The sequence below is a fragment of the Antarctobacter heliothermus genome (assembly GCF_002237555.1).
Taxonomy (GTDB): Bacteria; Pseudomonadota; Alphaproteobacteria; order Rhodobacterales; family Rhodobacteraceae; genus Antarctobacter; species Antarctobacter heliothermus_B.
On the sequence record NZ_CP022540.1, the window covers coordinates 237,086 to 254,326 of the forward strand.

15 protein-coding genes are annotated in these 17,241 nt (G+C 63.9%); 10 read left to right on the forward strand and 5 right to left on the reverse strand.

All coding sequences use genetic code 11. The features are described 5' to 3' along the window. Positions 1-141: 141 nt before the first annotated feature. Positions 142-1,080, forward strand: a complete 939-nt coding sequence (locus ANTHELSMS3_RS01190; protein ID WP_157733372.1) for a hypothetical protein — start codon at positions 142-144, stop codon at positions 1,078-1,080. An 18-nt stretch (positions 1,081-1,098) separates the two neighbouring features. Here the strand turns inward: ANTHELSMS3_RS01190 and ANTHELSMS3_RS01195 are convergent, their stop codons facing one another. Continuing rightward, entirely contained in the window at positions 1,099-2,607 is a 1,509-nt protein-coding gene (locus ANTHELSMS3_RS01195) for an MDR family MFS transporter (RefSeq protein ID WP_094033284.1), read from the reverse strand. Positions 2,608-2,770: 163 nt separating this feature from the next. Between ANTHELSMS3_RS01195 and ANTHELSMS3_RS01200 the strand changes: the two genes are divergently transcribed. The 8 genes from ANTHELSMS3_RS01200 (at position 2,771) to ANTHELSMS3_RS01235 (ending at position 13,151) form a co-directional block, all read left to right on the forward strand. Next, positions 2,771-3,373 (forward strand): MarR family winged helix-turn-helix transcriptional regulator, encoded by a 603-nt coding sequence (locus ANTHELSMS3_RS01200; RefSeq protein WP_094033285.1) that lies wholly within the window; start codon positions 2,771-2,773, stop codon positions 3,371-3,373. Between the two features lie 255 nt (positions 3,374-3,628). After that, on the forward strand, positions 3,629-5,044 hold the full coding sequence (gene xdhA, locus ANTHELSMS3_RS01205) for a xanthine dehydrogenase small subunit (RefSeq protein ID WP_094033286.1): 1,416 nt from the start codon (positions 3,629-3,631) through the stop codon (positions 5,042-5,044). Further along, on the forward strand, positions 5,041-7,383 hold the full coding sequence (xdhB, locus tag ANTHELSMS3_RS01210; protein WP_094033287.1) for a xanthine dehydrogenase molybdopterin binding subunit: 2,343 nt from the start codon (positions 5,041-5,043) through the stop codon (positions 7,381-7,383). The genes xdhA and xdhB overlap by 4 nt, the downstream gene beginning before the upstream one ends. Beyond that, entirely contained in the window at positions 7,380-8,333 is a 954-nt protein-coding gene (xdhC, locus tag ANTHELSMS3_RS01215) for a xanthine dehydrogenase accessory protein XdhC (RefSeq protein WP_094033288.1), read from the forward strand. The genes xdhB and xdhC overlap by 4 nt, the downstream gene beginning before the upstream one ends. Beyond that, positions 8,300-9,823: an ABC transporter ATP-binding protein gene (locus ANTHELSMS3_RS01220; RefSeq protein WP_094033289.1), complete on the forward strand. Its 1,524-nt coding sequence runs from the start codon at positions 8,300-8,302 to the stop codon at positions 9,821-9,823. Before xdhC ends, ANTHELSMS3_RS01220 begins: the two co-directional genes overlap by 34 nt. A 93-nt stretch (positions 9,824-9,916) precedes the next feature. Next, the gene (locus ANTHELSMS3_RS01225; protein ID WP_094033290.1) at positions 9,917-11,002 is read left to right on the forward strand and encodes an ABC transporter permease; all 1,086 of its coding nucleotides are present in this window, start codon (positions 9,917-9,919) and stop codon (positions 11,000-11,002) included. Positions 11,003-11,105: 103 nt separating this feature from the next. After that, positions 11,106-12,029 carry an ABC transporter permease gene (locus ANTHELSMS3_RS01230; protein WP_198319862.1) on the forward strand — a complete coding sequence of 308 codons (924 nt, stop codon included), beginning with the start codon at positions 11,106-11,108 and terminating at the stop codon, positions 12,027-12,029. Positions 12,030-12,074: 45 nt separating this feature from the next. Further along, positions 12,075-13,151, forward strand: coding sequence for a BMP family ABC transporter substrate-binding protein (locus tag ANTHELSMS3_RS01235; RefSeq protein WP_094033291.1), 1,077 nt, complete (start codon positions 12,075-12,077; stop codon positions 13,149-13,151). Between the two features lie 146 nt (positions 13,152-13,297). Here the strand turns inward: ANTHELSMS3_RS01235 and ANTHELSMS3_RS01240 are convergent, their stop codons facing one another. Together ANTHELSMS3_RS01240 and ANTHELSMS3_RS01245 are read right to left on the reverse strand one after the other, a co-directional pair. Beyond that, positions 13,298-14,413, reverse strand: a complete 1,116-nt coding sequence (locus tag ANTHELSMS3_RS01240) for a hypothetical protein (protein WP_094033292.1) — start codon at positions 14,411-14,413, stop codon at positions 13,298-13,300. A 131-nt stretch (positions 14,414-14,544) separates the two neighbouring features. After that, complete coding sequence (locus ANTHELSMS3_RS01245; RefSeq protein ID WP_254694816.1) at positions 14,545-15,300, reverse strand: vWA domain-containing protein; 756 nt, start codon at positions 15,298-15,300, stop codon at positions 14,545-14,547. 129 nt (positions 15,301-15,429) lie between these two features. On the opposite strand from ANTHELSMS3_RS01245, the gene ANTHELSMS3_RS01250 reads away from it, so the two are divergent. Next, positions 15,430-16,359 carry an aldo/keto reductase gene (locus ANTHELSMS3_RS01250; RefSeq protein ID WP_094033293.1) on the forward strand — a complete coding sequence of 310 codons (930 nt, stop codon included), beginning with the start codon at positions 15,430-15,432 and terminating at the stop codon, positions 16,357-16,359. Between the two features lie 4 nt (positions 16,360-16,363). On the opposite strand, the gene ANTHELSMS3_RS01255 is transcribed toward ANTHELSMS3_RS01250, so the two are convergent. Continuing rightward, positions 16,364-17,032: a nitroreductase gene (locus tag ANTHELSMS3_RS01255; protein WP_094033294.1), complete on the reverse strand. Its 669-nt coding sequence runs from the start codon at positions 17,030-17,032 to the stop codon at positions 16,364-16,366. Then, the gene (locus tag ANTHELSMS3_RS25390; protein ID WP_157733373.1) at positions 17,029-17,187 is read right to left on the reverse strand and encodes a hypothetical protein; all 159 of its coding nucleotides are present in this window, start codon (positions 17,185-17,187) and stop codon (positions 17,029-17,031) included. The genes ANTHELSMS3_RS01255 and ANTHELSMS3_RS25390 overlap by 4 nt, the downstream gene beginning before the upstream one ends. Positions 17,188-17,241 lie beyond the last annotated feature (54 nt).

Sequence of the window (17,241 nt, forward strand, 5' to 3'; positions counted from 1 at the left end):
GGGCAAAACCCCTGATCCACCTCGTACCTGTCCAAAGGATGGACGCAGCATCAGGCAAAAAGCACTTCTGTCAAAATCGTGCCACATTCGACCGGCACTCTCCAGCAACAGTGCCAATGTAGCCCAATCTAGAAATAATCGTTGTCCGATATGCAATTGAACGCCGCCGACATACTCGCCGCTGGGCCTGCGCCCGACCGGCCCGACGTCGATGACCTGTCGCCTCCCCCGCTCAAGGGGCCGGGGCTAAAGACGTTTTTGCGGCGTGCGGTGCTGACGTCCGCGGCAAGGGTTGCCCCCCGTCTCACCGCAGACCGGCTTGCCCGACGATACCTGACCCCAAACCAATCGGTCCTTGATGACTTGTCGACCCGCCGGCACGGGTATGAAATCTGCGACCTTGGCGCGGATACCGCCCTCTTGCGAACCTCAGCGCCCGCAGCCCCGTCCGGCGCGCCGCGCGTGCTGATCGTGCCCGGCCATGACGGCCATGTCCGTCAATTCACCCGAATTGTGCGCGCATTGCGAAAGCGCGGTGTGGCCGTCGATATACTGGTCTTTCCGGGCCATACGCACAACGCGCGCAGCATTTGCAGCATGCAGCACATGGTCACTGCAGTCCGCCGCGCCGACGCCTTCAATGGTCACTATGATGGGATCGTGGCGCATTGCGTCGCGTCCAATGCAATGTTGCAGGTTCTGGAGCAGGGGATGTCCTGCCCCCGGCTGGCGATGATCTCAACCCCGCTCGACCTGCCCGCGCTGGTTCGTTTCGGTGGACAGCAATACGGCCTGTCCGGCCGGTGTCTGGACTTCTTCGTGGACCGGGTAAACGCAATCAGCGCCCCCTGTGCCATCGACAAACCGTGGCGTCCGGTTGTCGAAACGTCTCAAGGTGAACTTTTGGTCGTTCACGCGCGCAATGACTACGCCGCCCCAATTGAAAAAACCCGTCCGCTGGCCGCTGCGTGGCCCGGTGCACAACTGGCGGAATTTGACCAAGGCGGACATAACGAGATCCTCAACGTCACCTCCGCCATCGACCGGATCGCCGATTTCATGGCCCCGGCCCAGCCATAGCCACCGCCGGATTCAGCCTCACGCCTCTGCGAGAGGCTCCTCCCGCAACAGCGTAGAGGCGACGCACGCCACCAAAGCGGCCACCGCCGCCGCCCAAAAGATCGGGTGCAGCGCATCAGAAAACCCATCCAGCACCCGCGCCTGTGTTTCCGCAGGCAAGGCGTGGACCATACTGGCCCCCAGCGCGCCAATGCCGCCCGACACCTCTCCCGGCAAGGTGTCAGCCAAATTGCGCATCAAACCTGCACTGAACATCGCACCAAAGACAGCTGTCCCAAAGGACCCGCCGATCAGCCGGAACATATTGGTCGAAGCGGTGCCAACCCCCATCATCGTCGGCGGCACCGCGTTCTGGATCGCCGCCACGCCGACAGCAAACACTGGGCCAAGACCCAGACCAACCATCACCATGACCGCCCCAATGACCCACAGCGCGCTGCCTGCATCCAGCCGCGACATCGCTAGCAGTGCCAACGCCAGCACCCCCGTCGACAGCGTCGGCATCAGTTTATACCGCCCCGTCGCCGACATGATCCGACCCGCCACCATGGACGACAAGATCAACCCTCCCATCATAGGCACAAGGAACAGGCCCGAAACGGTTGGGCTGACCTCTTTCACCATTTGCAGGAACAGCGGCAAAAAGGTGATGGTGCCAAACATGCCCATGCCGACCAGAAAGCCCACCACATTGACCACCAGAAAAGTGTTGTTGCGGAACAGCGACAGCGGCAAGATCGGCTCTTCGGCGCGCCGCTCAGTCAGGACAAAGCCAATCAACGCCAGCACAACGCCCAGAACCAGACCAAGGGTCTGCCCCCCGCCCCAGCCGAAACTGCCCGCGACATTGGGGATCAGAACGACACTGCCCAGCAACACCGCCAGCAACAGCGCGCCCAGATAATCCACCTTCTTTTGCGAACGCGCGACCGGCGTCGGCAGCGCCCGGTTCAGCACCACAAAGGCCACCACGCCAACCGGCAGGTTGACGAAAAAGATCCAGTGCCAGCCGATGCTCTCAACGATAGCACCGCCCAGCAGAGGCCCGATCACCGTCGACACACCAAAGGCCGCGCCAAGAAATCCCTGCGCCTTGCCACGCTCCCTCGGAGGCATCAGATCGCCCACCGCCGTCATGCAGGTCACGATCAGCCCGCCGCCGCCCAGCCCCTGCACCACACGTCCGGCGATCACCGTGTTCATGGTCCCCGCGGTGCCGCAGATCACAGATCCCACCACAAAGATCAGGATACCGCCCTGCAGGACAATCTTGCGACCATACAGATCCGACAGTTTTCCCGCCACCGGCGCGCCGATGGTCGAGGCCAGCAGATACGCGGTGATCACCCATGTGATATTTTCCATCCCGCCAAGGTCGGCGACCATGATCGGCATCGCTGTCGACACAATGGTCTGCCCAAGCGAGGCAAACAGCAATGTCGCCGCAATGGCCATCAAGGCCAGACGAACCGCCGCAGGGTCCGGGCGTTCAATCACGGGAATGGTCGGAACTTCGGCAAGAGACATGTAAAATCCTTGAAACATCGGACCCGCCCCCGCACACGGGACGTCCGGGGCAGGCGCAAGGATTGCATCAGGTCTGAACTGGGCCTAGATATGTGCTGAAGACAGATACATGTCAACAGCACGCTTTTGTCAAAGGCACGCAATTTTGCACATCGAGGGCGGCATGAGCGCACGGGATGACGAACTGAAAGCACAGTTGGCGCGCGCCGGCATCGACAGCGCCACGGCTCAGGCCGCGCTGGATGTCGATGCGATTCTGCAAGTCTGGCGCCGCAAGGTCTTCAAGCGCGAAATCGGCCTGCGCGCGATCTCGGAACTGGGGCTGGACATCGAACTGGCGGAACTGGACGTGCTGATGGCGGTCCGCGCCCCGTCCAATGAATTCGGCGACGCCACAGGCGAAGAGACCATGGTCTCGACCGTTGCCTCACGACTGGCTATCGACCCCTCCCGCGCCAGCCGCTTGACCAGCGCCCTAATCAAACGCGGTTTCCTGTGTCGGGCGGTCAGCCAGCAGGACGCGCGCCGCGCCGTTCTGCAACTGACCGACACCGGGGAACGCGCCATCGCGGCCGTGCGCAGCTACAAATTCATGGTCCTCGGATCGTACCTCAAGGGCTGGACGCCAGAGGAAATCGCCACTTTCCTGCCCTTGCTGGATCGCTTCTCCGCTTGGTCAGAAAGCGCCGCTTGCCCATCCGGCCCTGTGGTCGAGGAAATCGCCGCCCTGCGCGACACGCTGAACACCCCCAAACGCGACACCTGACCGACAGCCCCGCTCGCGCCGCACGGATCAGAAACAGACGGCACGCAGACCGGCCGACCGGCCCGACCGCCTGTTTTCACGCCGCTGCCCTCGCCCCTGCCCACAAAGACAGCGATTTTCCCTTGCCAATCCGGGCGCGCGCCGCCTAGCCTGATCGCTGAACATCAGGGACGCGCGCTTTCTACGCCGCATCGAAGGCGCGCACCGCGGCACCTCGCCGAGGGACACTAGGTAAGGCGGCGGAACACTGAAGACATGGATATTTCCTTTCTTCTGAACGGAGAGAGCGTGGAACTGCGGGAGGTCCCGGCCACCGTCACGCTGCTCGACTGGCTGCGCGAACAGCGCGGCCTCACCGGCACCAAAGAGGGCTGTAATGAGGGCGACTGCGGCGCCTGCAGCGTCATGGTAACGGACGCCAAGGGCGCGCGCACGCTCAACGCCTGCATCCTGTTCCTGCCGCAACTGCACGGCAAGGCGGTCCGCACGGTCGAGGGCCTGTCCGGCCCAAATGGCACCCTGCACCCGGTGCAACAGACGCTTATCGACTATCACGGCAGCCAATGCGGCTTTTGCACCCCCGGATTTGCCGTCTCCATGGCAACGGCTCACCTGAACGGCGACACCAATCACAACGACGCGCTGGCGGGCAACCTCTGCCGCTGCACCGGCTACGCCCCGATCCTGCGCGCCGCCCGCGCTGCCGCAGACGTGCCTGCACCGGATTGGCTCAAATCGGACCAAGGTTTCTTCTGTCCTGAAATATCCTCAGGGGGGGCCGGCGCAGCCGGGCGGGGGGCAGACGGCCCCCCTCTGCCCTGTCTCGCCCCGCAAACCACCGATGAACTGGCGCAACTCTACGCCGAAAACCCTGACGCCACGTTGGTGGCCGGGGCGACAGATGTTGGCCTCTGGATCACCAAACAACTACGCGATCTGGACAAGGTCATCTTTCTCAACCGCTGCGCGGACCTGCAAGAGATCACTGAAACGGACAGCACAATCCGCATCGGCGCAGGTGTCACCATGGACCGCGTCCACGCGCTGATGAAAGACCACCACCCCAGCTACGCCGAGATGATCCGACGCTATGGCTCTACTCAGGTGCGCAACGCGGCGACCATCGGCGGCAACATCGCCAACGGCTCTCCCATCGGGGACAATCCGCCAGCCCTCATCGCGCTGGGGGCCACCCTGCACCTGCGCCACGGCGACATCCCGCGTGACCTGCCGCTGGAGGCGTTTTTTGTCGATTACGGCAAACAGGACCGCGCCAAGGGAGAGTTTGTCGAGGCCGTCTCGATCCCGAAACAACCCGATACCCTGCGGGTCTACAAACTGTCCAAACGCTTTGATCAGGACATTTCGGCCGTCTGCGGGGCCTTCAACCTGACCATCACTGATGGGATCGTCACACAGGCACGCATCGCCTTTGGCGGCATGGCGGGCATCCCAAAACGCGCCACACATGTCGAGGCCGCAATCACCGGTTTGCCATGGACAGAGGCCACGGTAGACGCCGCTGCGCCCGCCTGGGCGCAGGACTTCTCCCCGATGTCCGACATGCGCGCCAGCGCCGATTACCGCCTGACCGCCGCACGCAACATGCTGCGCCGCGCGCTCGCCGAGGATCAGGGCCACGCCACCCGCGTGCTGGAGGTCCGTCCATGAGCGTGAACAAACCCCTGCCCCACGACGCCGCCCGCCTGCATGTCACTGGCCGCGCGCGTTACGTCGATGACATTCCGACACCGGCCAGTTGCCTGCACCTTGCCTTTGGCATCTCCCCCATCGCCGCCGGACGGCTGATCGCGCTGGACCTTGATGCCGTGCGCGCAGCCCCCGGTGTGGTCGGCGTCTGGACGCACGCGGACCTGCCTTCGGGCTGCGATTGCTCTCCGTCAAACCATGATGAGCCGATGCTGTCGGACGGCACGATCCACTATCAGGGCCAACCGCTGTTCCTTGTCGCCGCCGACAGCCACCTTGCCGCCCGCAAGGCGGTGACGCTCGCCGGGATCGAAACCGAGGCGACACCGCCAATCCTGACCATCGAACAGGCGCTGGCTGCCGACAGCCGTTTTGAAGAAGGCCCCCGCATCTGGTCGCGCGGCAACGTCGAAACCGCCATCTCCAGCGCCGCGCACCAGATCGAGGGCCGCATCGAGATCGGCGGGCAAGAGCATTTCTACCTCGAAGGTCAGGCCGCGCTGGTGACATCGCAGGAAGACGGCGACATGCATGTGGTGTCGTCGACCCAACACCCGACAGAAATCCAGCACAAGGTTGCCGATGCGCTGAACCTGTCGATGCACAACGTCCGAGTCGAGACGCGGCGCATGGGCGGCGGCTTTGGCGGCAAGGAAAGTCAGGGCAACGCGCTGGCCATCGCCTGCGCCGTCGTGGCCGCCGCCACCGGACGGCCCGCCAAGATGCGCTATGACCGCGACGATGACATGATCATCACCGGCAAGAGGCATGATTTCCGCATCGACTATCGGGTGGGTGTGGACAGCGACGGCGTGATCGAGGGCATCGAATTTCTGCACTACACCCGCTGCGGCTGGGCGCAGGATCTGTCCCTGCCCGTGGCAGACCGCGCGATGTTACACGCCGACAACGCCTATTTCCTGCCCGCCGTGCGGATTGAATCGCACCGGCTGAAAACCAACACCCAAAGCGCAACCGCCTTTCGCGGTTTCGGCGGTCCGCAAGGTGTGGTCGGGGTAGAGCGGGTCATGGATCACATTGCCCATGTTCTGGGTCGCGACCCGTTGCAGATCCGACGGGCGAATTATTACGACAGGTCAGAGGGGGGCGCTGCCCCCCACTCGGACAAGCCGAGCCCCCCCGGGCGTATTTTTGCAGAAAAGAAGCCGCGAAAGGTCACGCCCTACGGACAGGACGTCACCGATTTCATCCTGCACGAGATGACCGACACGCTGGCCCAGTCCTGCAGCTATGCCACGCGGCGGGCGGATGTGGCGGCGTGGAACGCCGCCAATCCGGTTCTCAAGCGGGGGTTGGCGCTGACGCCAGTCAAGTTCGGGATTTCCTTCACGCTCACCCATCTCAATCAGGCGGGTGCCTTGGTGCATGTCTATCAGGACGGATCCATCGCCATGAACCACGGCGGCACCGAAATGGGACAGGGCTTGTTCCAGAAGGTGGCGCAGGTGGCCGCGCAGGTTTTTGGCGTCCCGGTCGAGACCGTGCGCATCACGGCCACCGACACCGGCAAGGTGCCAAATACCTCGGCCACGGCGGCCTCGTCCGGGTCTGATTTGAACGGTGCCGCGGTCCGAATTGCCTGTGAGACGCTGCGCACGCGGATGGCCGACTATCTGGCGCAGATGCACCAGTGTCCGCCCGATAAGGTTGTTTTTGACGGTGGGCGCGTGTCGGTCGGCGGACAGGACTTGAGTTTCGCCGAAGCGGCCGCCTTTTGCTACGCGGGCCGTGTCAGCCTGTCGGCGACCGGGTTCTACAAAACACCCGACATCACATGGGACAGGCTGCGCGGAGACGGGCGGCCGTTTTACTATTTCGCCTATGGCGCCGCCTGTACCGAGGTTGTCGTGGACACGTTGACCGGCGAATACCGGATGCTGCGCGCCGATATCCTGCACGATGCGGGCAAGTCCCTGAACCCGGCCATCGACATTGGTCAGGTCGAGGGCGGCTTTGTCCAAGGCGCGGGCTGGCTGACGACCGAGGAACTGGTCTGGGACGATCACGGTCGTTTGCGCACTCACGCGCCGTCGACCTACAAGATCCCCGCCTGTTCGGACGCCCCCGAGGTGTTCAATGTGACGCTCTGGGACGGTGAAAACCAAGAGGACACAGTCTATCGGTCCAAGGCGGTCGGAGAGCCGCCATTGATGTTGGGCGTCTCGGCGTTTTTGGCGCTGTCGGATGCGGTGGCCGCCTGTGGCGCGGTCTATCCGGCGCTGGATGCCCCCGCGACACCTGAACGGGTGCTGGCCGCCATCGGTCGGGTACAGGCATGAGTTTTGACCGCGACGCCCTTGCCCGCGCCGTTGCCGCTCATGGTCGGGTTGCACGCGTCGTTGTTGCGGATGTGGCGGGATCAACGCCACGGGAAGTGGGCGCGTCGATGCTGGTCTGGTCGGACAGGGACGGCCTCCGGCAGGCTGGCACCATCGGCGGCGGCGCATTGGAGTTTGAGGCCGTGCGCGCAGCCTTTGACCGCTCGGGGCTGACACGGCACCCGCTTGGCCCATCGCTGGGCCAATGCTGTGGTGGGGCGGTGACCCTGTTGACGGAGCAATTCGACGCCGACGCCGTCGCCGCACTGGCGGACCGGGCCGTCGTCGCGCGGGGCGCGGGTGACATGCCCCTTGCCGTCAAACGCGTGCTGGATCGCGCCCGTGCCCGTGGCGAAGCGGCAGAGCCCCAATTGCGACAGGGCTGGATGATCGAACCTGTGGCGCCGCCCGCCTTACCCGTCTGGATCTGGGGCGCAGGTCATGTCGGACGGGCCATTGTGGCCACGCTGGCCCCCTTGCCGGGGCTTGCACTAACGTGGGTGGACACTGGACCGGATCGCTTTCCCGCGGATGTGCCCGAAGGCATCACCATTTTACCGACGCCCATGCCGGACCGCGCCATGGCCCGCGCACCGCAACACGCCGCGCACCTGATCCTGACCTACAGCCACGAGCTTGACTTTACCCTATGCCACGCGGCGCTCCGGCACGGCTTTGGCTTTTGCGGCTTGATCGGGTCGGACACGAAAAAGGCGCGCTTCTACAAACGATTGCAGGCGCTGGGCCACCACCCTGCGCAAATCGACGCCATCTGCTGCCCAATCGGGCAGAAAGACCTTGGCAAACACCCGCAGGCCATTGCCATCGGCACCGCGACCCAGCTACTCAGATTGCAAAAAACAAGGGATGACAGGGCGTGGACGACGCACTCCTCAGCCTCAGGGGCTTGACCAAGATCTATCCCGGCGTGATCGCCAATGACGACGTGTCCTTTGATATCGGGCGCGGCGAGATCCACGCCTTGCTTGGGGAAAACGGCGCAGGCAAGTCAACGCTGGTCAAGATGATCTACGGGCTGGTGGCCCCGGACAAGGGAGAGATGCAGCTGGATGGTGCGCGCTATGCGCCCGCCAAACCGTCAGAGGCGCGCCGCGCCGGTATCGCCATGGTGTTTCAGCATTTCTCGCTGTTCGATGCGCTCAGCGTGGCAGAAAACGTGGCGCTTGGGATGGAAACCCCGCCGCCCATGTCCGACCTCGCCCGCCAGATCCGCGAGGTGTCGGAAACCTATGGCCTGCCGCTGGATCCCGGTCGCACCGTTGGAACGCTGTCCGCCGGGGAACGGCAAAGGGTCGAGATCATTCGATGCCTGCTGCAGAACCCGCGCCTGCTGATCATGGATGAACCGACCAGCGTGCTGACCCCGCAAGAGGTCGACATCCTGTTCGAAACCCTGCGCAAGCTGAAGGCCGAAGGCACCTCCATCCTCTATATCTCGCACAAGCTGGAAGAAATCCGCGCCCTGTGTGACAACGCCACCATCCTGCGGCTGGGCAAGAAGGTGGACACCTGCATTCCGTCGCAATCCTCGGCCCGGCAGATGGCCGAAATGATGGTCGGGTCCAGCTTTGCCACCCCCGAGGCGCGCGGCGGCACCGCAGGAGAGGTGCTGCTGGCGGTGCGCGATCTGCAACTGCCCGCCCCCGGCGCATTCGGCACCCCCCTGCGCGGCATCAGCTTTGAGGTCCGCGCCGGTGAGGTGCTGGGCATTGGCGGCGTGGCGGGCAACGGTCAGGACGAACTGCTGTCGGCCCTGTCTGGCGAACGCGCCGCCCCGGCGGGCAGCATCATGCTGGACGGCAAGGACATCAGCCGCGCCGGTCCGGTGGCGCGGCGCGGGATGGGGGTGCTGTCCGGCCCCGAAGAACGGCTGGGCCATGCCGCCGCCCCGGATATGAGCCTGATCGAAAACGGCGTGCTGACAGCCGCGCGAAGCGAAGGGATGCTGACGCGCGGGTTCATCTCCTGGGCCAAGGCGCGGAGCTTTGCCGAAGAGGTGATTGCCCATTTTGACGTGCGCACGCCCAGCCCGGGCACGGCGGCGCGGGCGTTGTCCGGTGGCAACCTGCAGAAATTCGTGGTCGGTCGTGAGATCCTGCAAGGCCCGCAGGTGCTGGTGCTGAACCAGCCCACGTGGGGCGTGGACGCGGCGGCGGCGGCCTTTATCCGTCAATCCGTCCTCGACCTGGCAGCCAAAGGGGCGGCCGTTGTGGTGATCAGTCAGGATCTGGATGAGTTGATGGAGGTGTCCGACCGCTTCGGCGCTCTGAATGAGGGCCGCCTGTCGCAGACACCCCCGGTCTCCAGCCTGAACATCGAACAGATCGGCCTGATGATGGGCGGCGCACACGACATGGAGGTCGCCCATGTGGATGCCTGACCGCCTTCAATTCGGCGCCCAAGCCGGGCCCCGCCTCTGGAATCGCGTGTTCGACGACAATGCGCCCGTGCCAACACCCCCCGGAGGCCAGTCATGATCCGGCTTGAAAAACGCCCCCAGCCATCGCGGCTCTGGACCATCCTTGCCCCTGTTCTGGCCGTGCTGTTGACCATGTTCGTCGGCGGACTGCTGTTCGCCGCGCTCGGCGCAAATCCGTTCGAGGCGATCCGCACCATCTTCTGGGATCCGATCTTTAATGCGCAATTCGCGTCGTTCACCCGGCCGCAACTGCTGGTCAAGGCCGCGCCGCTGATCCTGATCGCCATCGGCCTCAGCATCGGGTTTCGCGCCGGGATCTGGAACATCGGCGCAGAGGGTCAATACATCATGGGCGCGATCTGCGGCGCCGCCGCCGGGCTGGCGCTCTACCCGTCGGAAAGCCTGCTGATCTTCCCGATGATGGTCCTCGCCGGGGCCTTGGGCGGCTGGGTCTGGGCGATGATCCCCGCCATCCTGAAAACACGCTTCGGCACCAATGAAATCCTCGTGTCACTGATGCTGGTCTATGTCGCCGAAACCATCCTTGGATCCGTCGCCACTGGCCTCCTGCGCAACCCGGAAGGCCGCGGCTTTCCCGGCTCACGCAACTTCAAACAATGGGACGCCGCCCACAACGCCGAAATTTTCTCCGGCACGGGCATGCACTGGGGCGTGGTCTTTGCCTTCATCGCGGTGATCGGCGCCTACGTCCTGCTGACCCGCCACATCCTCGGCTACAACATCCGTCTCACCGGAGAAGCCCCCCGCGCCGCACGCTTCTCGGGCGTGCGCCCGGCGCGTATCGTCCTGATCTGCCTTGGGCTTTCGGGCTTGCTGGCCGGCATGGCGGGCCTGTTCGAGGTCACCGGTCCTGCCGGGCAAATCTCCATCGACTTCAACTCAGGCTACGGGTTCACCGCCATCATCGTGGCCTTCCTCGGCCGCCTCAATCCCGTTGGCATCCTGCTGGCCGGGTTGCTGATGGCACTGACCTACATCGGCGGCGAACTGGCGCAACTGATGCTCGGCGTGCCCGGTGCCTCGATCCAGCTGTTCCAGGGCATGCTGCTGTTCTTCCTGCTGGGCGTCGACGTCTTCACCAACTACCGCCTGCGCATCGGCCGAAGAGAGATCGCATGACCCACACCCGCCGTTTCTTCTGTCCAAAAATATCCCGGGGGGAATGCGCCGCAGGCGCAGGGGGGCAGCGCCCCCGTTCCCCGGCAGACACGGGACACCCCGCATGGACCTGAGCTCAATCAATCCCATCCTCCTGATCGCCTCCATCATGGTTTCGGCGACACCGATCCTGCTCGCCGCCATAGGTGAGATGGTGGTGGAAAAATCCGGCGTCCTGAACCTCGGGGTTGAGGGCATGATGATCACCGGCGCGGTGGTCGGCTTTGCCGTTGCGGTCAACTCGACCTCACCCGCCGCCGGGTTTCTGGCCGCTGCCGTCGCCTCTGCCCTGCTGTCGCTGGCCTTTGGCGTGCTGACCCAGTTTCTGCTGTCCAATCAGGTCGCCACCGGCCTTGGCCTGACGCTGGTGGGCCTTGGCATGTCCAGCCTGATCGGCAAACCCTATGAGGGGATCAAATCCCCCACATTGCCCAAGCTGGACATCCCCGTTCTTTCGGACATCCCGGTGCTGGGTCGGATGCTGTTCAGCCATGACCTGATGGTCTACCTCAGCCTTGTGCTGGTCGCCTGCGTCTGGGCCTTTCTGAAATACACCCGCGCCGGGCTGATCCTGCGCGCGGTGGGCGAAAGCCACGACAGCGCCCATGCGTTGGGCTACAAGGTCGTGCGCATCCGCCTGTTGGCCATCCTGTTCGGTGGGGCCTGCGCGGGCCTTGGCGGTGCCTACCTCAGCCTTGTCCGCGTGCCGCAATGGACCGAGGGCATGACCGCAGGCGCGGGCTGGATCGCACTGGCCATCGTGGTCTTCGCCAGTTGGCGCGCGGGTCGCGTGGCCATTGGTGCCTATCTCTTTGGGGGCGTCACCGTGCTGCAACTGAACCTGCAAGCTGCCGGGGCCGATGTGCCTGTCGCGCTCTTGTCGGCCTCGCCCTATCTTGTCACGATCATCGTTTTGGTGATCATCTCGGCCCTTGGCGCACATGGCGCACCCGCTTCGCTGGGCCGACCATTCCACGCCTCATCCTGAGGCCAACAGTCACTCTTAAAAACCACTCCAACAGGGGAAAACACCATGAACAGAAGAACCCTCCTCTCTACCGCAGCCCTCGCGCTGACCCTTGGCTTTGGCACCGCTGCCGCCGCACAGGACGTCACCGCAGGTTTCATCTATGTCGGCCCGATCGGCGACGGCGGCTGGACCTATGAGCACGACAAGGGCCGCCTTGCCGTCGAAGAGGCCTTTGGCGACAAGGTAAAGACGATCTATCAGGAAAGCGTGCCCGAGGGTGCCGACTCTGAGCGCGCAATCACCCAGATGGCGCTGTCCGGCGCCGACATCATCTTTACCACCTCGTTCGGCTACATGGACCCCACCGTGTCCGTGGCTGCGAAATTCCCGAACGTAAAGTTCGAGCACGCCACCGGCTACAAGACCGCCGACAACGTCTCTGTCTATTCGGCCCGCTTTTACGAAGGCCGCGCCATTCAGGGCCATATCGCCGGGTCGATGACCAAGACCAATAAAATCGGCTATATCGCCTCCTACCCGATCCCCGAGGTCATTCGCGGCATCAACTCTGCCTACATCCACGCCAAGAAGGTGAACCCGGATGTGGAATTCTCGGTCATCTGGGCCTTCACCTGGTTCGACCCGGCCAAAGAGGCAGACGCCGCCCGTGCGCTGATCGAAAACGGCGCTGACGTGATCCTGCAGCACACCGACTCGACCGCACCGCAGGCCGCCGCCCAAGCGGCGGGCAACGTCATCACCTTTGGTCAGGCCTCTGACATGGGCGACTATGCCCCCATGCCGCGCGTCTCGTCGATCATCGATAACTGGGCCCCCTACTACATCGACCGCGTTCAGGCGGTCATGGACGGCACATGGGAAACCAAGGAGACCTGGGACGGCATCGGTCCGGGCATGGTCGGCATCGGCGAGATTTCCGACGCCGTTCCGGCAGAGGTCAAGGCAGAGGCGCTGGCGCTCAAGGACGCTATCGCGGCGGGCGACTACCACCCCTTCACCGGCCCGCTGAACAAGGCCGACGGGTCGGTCTGGCTGGCCGAGGGCGAAGTGGCCGATGACAGCACCCTGCTGGGCATGGATTTCTACGTCGAAGGCATCACCGGCGACATCCCGCAATAAGCAGGATCTTCGTTGCGAAACCACAAAGGCCCCGCATCACGCGGGGCCTTTTGCTATTCCTGTTCCGGTATCCAGTGGACCGGCATCCGACCGCCCAAGCCACGCATCGCAATGGACAAGAAGACCTGCACACGGATCAGAGAAGGTCAGTGGCGCGGAAGATCGACCAAGGATGTCAGCCCGTCAAAGACCGCATAATGCGGCAACGAAACACCTCTGATACCCAGTCCATTCTCCCCATCCAGCTCTTTCAATGCTTGCCAGACCTTCTCGGACGGGGCGTTCGTCTGGATATTCACCGCCGCAAAGCTCACCTCGACCGTTGGAAAATAAGGCCGCCCATTGGGATAGGTTGTGTCTGCGTTGTAGCGTTTGGTCGACTTCAGAAAATGGCCAAGGCTGCTGTCACGCAGGATACAAAGGTTGGTGTTCCGACGGAAATGATCCATGCGCACGGCCCAATACTTTTCGTTGATATAGCCGACACGCTCCCCCGCTTCTGCGGTATCGCGCAATCGTTGCAAATGCGCAGCCGCATCCGGCAGCGAAACGTCAACACCGCGATCCACCAGAAAGGCATTTTCACAAAGGTAAATCAGGTTCGCCTTGCGCAGCGTTTCCGGCGCCTTGACCGCAGTCACCTCGACATTTGCCATCAATGCCTCGGCCAAGGATTGGATGCGGAACATGCTGTCGCCCGGCGTTTCCAGAATGCGGGCATAGAGGAAATCATTCAAAGCATCGACACTGTCGTCGGTCGTTTGCTTGATCCTGAAATAATCCTCCGCCGATTTCAGCGCGATGCGAAAAGCTTTCTCCACGTCTTCCGCCGGATAGGTCGTCCCGACTGGCAGGTCGAGGCGGGGCGCGTGAAATCCCAGAACGCCACCCGGTTCGATGCTGCGCGAGGCAAAGCGGATCGCCAAAGTGCCCTCTTGGACACCACCGCCCAACCAGGCGATGGCACAGGCGGATTCGCATGTGTCCCCCGCGACCACCCGCGTATGCATCTGGCTGTTCCAGATCTCGTTGAACATCTTGATACCTTCGGGCAGCGACCCTCCGGGACTGTCCAAACACAGCGATGCCCCCGCCGATCCGTAGGTGTTCAGCGCGGCAATCTTGCGGGTGTCACCCGGGGCCACCTGCCCGGTGAACTTGTAGGTGCATTCCGCGTCGAAGCCGCCCAGCTCCTGAATTTCGCCTGAAACGGCGGGCCCCGCGGCGACGCACAACGCCAATAACAGTCGTCCAATCGTCATGTAAAAAATTCCTTTTGGTCGTGATGCCCTGACCTTAGGCAAGAGAAGGGCACAGAACCAATGAAAATGTATATGTATTGCAGAGGCTTCGCCGCCAACGGCCCCCTCGCGCGCACCACGCAATCCGCCCGCTACTGCAGCCTTGGTCGTTCTGGCGTCGGCAGCGCCCCCAGCACGTTGCAGGCCAGCGTCGTACGCAGCGCGCCAATCAGCTGGTCCACGGTTTCCGCGCTCACATAGTGCCCGCCGGTGCGGTCCGCCAGACAGCGTGCCACCGTGGTGCCCGCCGGATCATCCGGTTTGGCCCAGTCGAAATGATCACTGCGCACCTTGAAACCGATGACATGCACCGTCAGCCCCGGCGCGATGGCGGCAATCTCGGCGGCCAGAAGGCAAGGCGCGCCGCCGCAGGTTTCCTTGCCGTCCGTCACCAGCACGACGGTGCCCGATTGCCTAGTATAATCCAGCGTTTCCGCGGCCCGCCGCACGCTTTCGGTCAATGAGGTGCCCCCAGCGGGCCGCAGCGCGTCAACATCCGCCAGAATGCGCGGTCCCGCCTCCCATTGCGGGGCAAAGCGCAGATCGGTGTTCGCGCAGGTGCGGTCCCCGGAGGGTCCGTAGATCACCAGACCCAGACGCCGCACCGTTGCGATTGCGGGGATCGCCCGCCGCATGGCATCGCGCGCCTCTGAAATGCGTGGCACGCCGATGGCGTTGTACCCAATCTCGGCCATGCTGCCAGAGCCGTCAAAGACGATCATCGCATCTTCGGTACAGCTTTCCCCGGCACCCGTTGCGGCGGGGGAGCCAAGGGAGGCCGCCAGACAGACCGCACCGGCCATGTTGGAAAAGGGACGCATTTGCAGGGTTCCTTTCTTGGCCAGCATGGCAGGCACCCGCGCATCTGTCGAGTAACAGCCGCGTGCCAGATGCCCGACCAAAGTCGTGTTGGGCGCGCGCACGATGACAGGACAAATCCGCTTTTCCCGCCGCGCGTCCCGTGGCAGGGTCCGCCCATGACCCTGACAACGATTTCGGGCGACACGCCCGCGCCCTTCGCCTTTGGCTGCATGCAATTCGGTGGCCGCGCCTCGGAAACCGACAGCCGCGCCATGTTCGATGCCTGCCGCACCGCAAGTATCCGCCATTTCGACACGGCCTATGTCTACACAGACGGCCAGTCGGAACAGATGCTGGGCCGTTTCGCCGCCGCCGAGCGTGACAACCTGTTCATCGCCAGCAAGGCCAAATTCACCGGCGGCGCCAGCCGCGACAACATCCTTGCCTCGCTGGACGAAAGCCGCAGCCGCCTGAACATGGAGGTGATCGACCTCTATTACATGCACCGCTGGGACGGCGACACCCCGCTCGAAGATACGTTCGAGACGCTGGCCGCACTGCAATCGGACGGCAAGATCCGCTATGTCGGCGTGTCCAACTATGCTGCTTGGCAGGTGATGAAGGCGCAGGCCGTCGCCGCCACCTTCGGCACCCGCATCGACGTGATCCAACCGATGTACAACCTCGTGAAACGGCAGGCCGAGGTCGAAATCCTGCCCATGTGCGCCTCAGAGGGTATCTTGCCGGTGCCCTACTCGCCGCTGGGCGGCGGGCTGTTGACCGGCAAATACGCAGGCGGCGGCACCGGACGCCTGACTGAGGACTCGCGCTATGCCAGCCGCTATGGCCGCCCCGAAATGCATGCCACCGCACAGGCGCTGGCGGATCTGGCGCGCGAGTTGGGCACAGACCCGGCCACACTGGCGGTGGCATGGGTCGCCGCCCATCCCGCAGGCCCGGCCCCGATCCTGTCCGCCCGCACCGCCGAACAGCTTGCGCCCTCACTCGCCGGAATGACCTGTGCGATGGACGACGCGCTTTATGCCCGCCTGTCGGCGCTCAGCCCCACGCCGCCCCCTGCCACGGACCGGCTGGAAGAGGCCTAGACACCTAGCGCCAGTCCACCACCTCATCCAGCGGCGCGCGGTCTGTCCTGAACTGGTTGGCCGGGTGGTCGGGATCGCCGTAGCCCAGCGCGATCCCGCACAGCAGGTCGCGATCCTCGGCGATGCCGTAGCGGTCGCGCACAAACGGCGCAAACCCGGCAACCGACGCCATCGCACAACTGGCCACGCCCCGCGCCTGCAACGCCAGCAAGACGCCCGTCACATAGGCCCCGCAATCCAGCACACCGTAGGTGCCCAGCACCTTGGGGGTGGTAATCAGCAGGAAATTGGGCGCGCCGAACAGACGAAAGTTCTCGCGCATCTGCTGGCCCGACGCCGCGCGGTCGCCCTTTTGCACGCCCACCGCATCATACAACTGCCAGCCGCAAATGCTGCGCCGGTCCTTGTAAACGCCCTCATAGCGGGCCGGAAACGGGATGTCGCTCTGGTGTGCGGCGCTGGCCACGTGGTCATAGAGCGCGTGGGCAAACTCCGCCGTCTCCCCCTGCGACAGCGCGATCACCTGCCAAGGCTGCGAATTGCACCAGCTTGGCACCTTCTGCGCGTCCTGCAACGCCGTGTCGATCACCTCACGCGGGACCGGCTCCGGCAGAAACCCCCGGCATGAAAACCGCGCCTCTAACAGCTCGGCAAATGTCTCACTTTGGCTCACAGAAGCCCCCTTTCCGTCAATTCCTTCAAAATCACCGCGCCGTCCTCCCCGTGGCGCGGCGGGTCGCCCACCGGCATGACTGCCCCGATGTCGCGCTGTGGTCCCATCGACCGCATCAGCGCCTCAAATTCCACGATGCGGATACCTGTCAGCATATCGGTCCTCCCGGCGCGAGTTCACCGCATCCAAACCCGGAAGAAAAGCGCCAA

What these genes read in the sequence shown, in the direction of transcription:
- ANTHELSMS3_RS01200 (WP_094033285.1), top strand. Translation starts at nt 2,771, where the DNA reads ATGAGCGCACGGGATGACGAACTGAAAGCACAGTTGGCGCGCGCCGGC.
- ANTHELSMS3_RS01235 (WP_094033291.1), top strand. Translation starts at nt 12,075, where the DNA reads ATGAACAGAAGAACCCTCCTCTCTACCGCAGCCCTCGCGCTGACCCTT.
- ANTHELSMS3_RS01195 (WP_094033284.1), bottom strand. Translation starts at nt 2,607, where the DNA reads ATGTCTCTTGCCGAAGTTCCGACCATTCCCGTGATTGAACGCCCGGAC.
- ANTHELSMS3_RS01225 (WP_094033290.1), top strand. Translation starts at nt 9,917, where the DNA reads ATGATCCGGCTTGAAAAACGCCCCCAGCCATCGCGGCTCTGGACCATC.
- ANTHELSMS3_RS01240 (WP_094033292.1), bottom strand. Translation starts at nt 14,413, where the DNA reads ATGACGATTGGACGACTGTTATTGGCGTTGTGCGTCGCCGCGGGGCCC.
- ANTHELSMS3_RS01230 (WP_198319862.1), top strand. Translation starts at nt 11,106, where the DNA reads ATGGACCTGAGCTCAATCAATCCCATCCTCCTGATCGCCTCCATCATG.
- xdhC (WP_094033288.1), top strand. Translation starts at nt 7,380, where the DNA reads ATGAGTTTTGACCGCGACGCCCTTGCCCGCGCCGTTGCCGCTCATGGT.
- xdhA (WP_094033286.1), top strand. Translation starts at nt 3,629, where the DNA reads ATGGATATTTCCTTTCTTCTGAACGGAGAGAGCGTGGAACTGCGGGAG.
- ANTHELSMS3_RS01245 (WP_254694816.1), bottom strand. Translation starts at nt 15,300, where the DNA reads ATGCTGGCCAAGAAAGGAACCCTGCAAATGCGTCCCTTTTCCAACATG.
- xdhB (WP_094033287.1), top strand. Translation starts at nt 5,041, where the DNA reads ATGAGCGTGAACAAACCCCTGCCCCACGACGCCGCCCGCCTGCATGTC.
- ANTHELSMS3_RS01250 (WP_094033293.1), top strand. Translation starts at nt 15,430, where the DNA reads ATGACCCTGACAACGATTTCGGGCGACACGCCCGCGCCCTTCGCCTTT.
- ANTHELSMS3_RS25390 (WP_157733373.1), bottom strand. Translation starts at nt 17,187, where the DNA reads ATGCTGACAGGTATCCGCATCGTGGAATTTGAGGCGCTGATGCGGTCG.